Origin of the sequence: Xanthomonas hortorum (assembly GCF_040279205.1) — a bacterium.
GTDB classification, from domain to species: domain Bacteria; phylum Pseudomonadota; class Gammaproteobacteria; order Xanthomonadales; family Xanthomonadaceae; genus Xanthomonas; species Xanthomonas hortorum_F.
Genome location: NZ_JBEOLS010000122.1, coordinates 1 through 1,494, shown reverse-complemented (window position 1 = coordinate 1,494; position 1,494 = coordinate 1). Strand labels below are relative to the sequence as shown.

Here is a 1,494-nt window from a genome sequence, read left to right as displayed (position 1 = left end):
CGGCATCGGGTTGACCGGGATCCAGCACCAGGCGAGCGACGCCGAACAAAGCACCCAGGTGATCGAGATTGGTGCCGGTGGCGAAGGCCAGCATGGTCTGCTGCGCCTTGTCGTTGGCGCGCTGGCGGATCAGCAGCTCGCGGGCCGCGAACAGCTGCAGGAGCTTGTAGACCGGATCCGCTTCGGTGAGCGCGGAGAACTCCGGCATGAGCCGGCGGAACTGGGCGAGGGCCTCAGCGAAGATCGTCTCAAAGTCCAGCGCTTCGATCAGATCTGGTGCTTCAAGTTTGGACAGGTCTACAGCAGTGAAGGAGGCCATTAGATTATTGCGTCGAACGGTACGCAATGATCTCGTGCCACCTGGGGAAATCTGCAGGCAGCGACTTGTTGGCTCTCGTTCTACAAAAAATTGATGGCTGCTCTCAAATCGCAAGCAGCAACAAATTTTCGCATATTTGATGCAACTGAGTTGCGCGACCTGAGAGAATTTTTGTCCACATGGGAGCAGTCATGAAAAATAAAATTTTACTAGGATTTAGTGCCGCGGCAGTCGGTTTGCTCTTTTCTTCGGCCGCATTTGCAGACATCGGCACAATTAGTTTTTATGGAAATAACGCCCGTCGTCCCGCAGACCTTGTCCAGGGTTGCAATGTACCGGAAGATCAAGTCAGCGGGCGAAACTACCAAGTAGTGACGGTTTCGGATGGCCTATGGGATAACGGTGCTTCTTGTGGGAGGCGCTATCGCATGCGCTGTATTTCTACGCCAGTTAAGCCTTCCTGTACTGCCAGCACAATTGACGTAATCGTTGTTGGCCGTTGCCCCAATGGCAGGTGCACGGTTGGCGGGAAGGATGTAACTATGAAAATTGCATTCAACCGATATTCGTTGTTGGTCCAAGCAAGAATAGTACCCTGGGCAACAATTGATTTTGGTGAAATATAAATAAAATCATTCAAAATCTATTTTTTAAAATGGGCCGCAGATGTTATTTGCGACTGCGATGCCACCGCAGCATTTTGCTGAAGCGCCCTCAACGGGCGCACCTGATGGGGGAACGTTCTCATAGCGTCTCGACAATGACGGTCTAGCCTAAGTGGTTCAAGAGTTGGTCGCGGATGAGGTGCTTGTCTTGCTCAGTGAGCCCCAACAGCACGCGCCTCTCGTAACGTGCCCTTGGACCACCAGGTCGTACGCTTTCACTTAAGCCTTCTTGGTGCGCGCGCGATTCGTGACACGCGCCCCATAAAGCCAACGCTCATTAGGTTCGGACTAGCGCTGACCTTGAAGTACTTGGCCTGCCGCAGCTTGGCGAACATCTTCTTGCGTTTGACTCTGCCCGCCTTGTCCCGCAGTTGTTCCTTGCGCGACGTCCACCCAATTTTGAGTAGCGCCTCAGTTTGGAGTCCAATTCCCTACCCCGAGGAGATTGGACGTGAAGAAACGTTTTACTGACGAGCAGGTCATCGGCTTTCTGCGCGAAGCCGAAAGCGG

At 53.3% G+C, this 1,494-nt stretch carries 1 protein-coding gene and 2 pseudogenes; 1 reads left to right on the top strand and 2 read right to left on the bottom strand.

What is annotated here, in order from left to right; translation table 11 throughout:
• Positions 1–319 (bottom strand): annotated as a pseudogene (locus tag ABS769_RS22405) (baseplate assembly protein); the annotation flags it as partial.
• 191 nt (positions 320–510) lie between these two features.
• Between ABS769_RS22405 and ABS769_RS22400 the strand changes: the two are divergent.
• The gene (locus ABS769_RS22400) at positions 511–945 is read left to right on the top strand and encodes a hypothetical protein (RefSeq protein ID WP_317063334.1); all 435 of its coding nucleotides are present in this window, start codon (positions 511–513) and stop codon (positions 943–945) included.
• Positions 946–1,087: 142 nt separating this feature from the next.
• On the opposite strand, the pseudogene ABS769_RS22395 reads toward ABS769_RS22400, so the two are convergent.
• Positions 1,088–1,376, bottom strand: a pseudogene (locus ABS769_RS22395) (phage virion morphogenesis protein); the annotation flags it as partial.
• Positions 1,377–1,494: the final 118 nt, after the last annotated feature.

What these genes read in the sequence shown, in the direction of transcription:
- ABS769_RS22400 (WP_317063334.1), top strand. Translation starts at nt 511, where the DNA reads ATGAAAAATAAAATTTTACTAGGATTTAGTGCCGCGGCAGTCGGTTTG.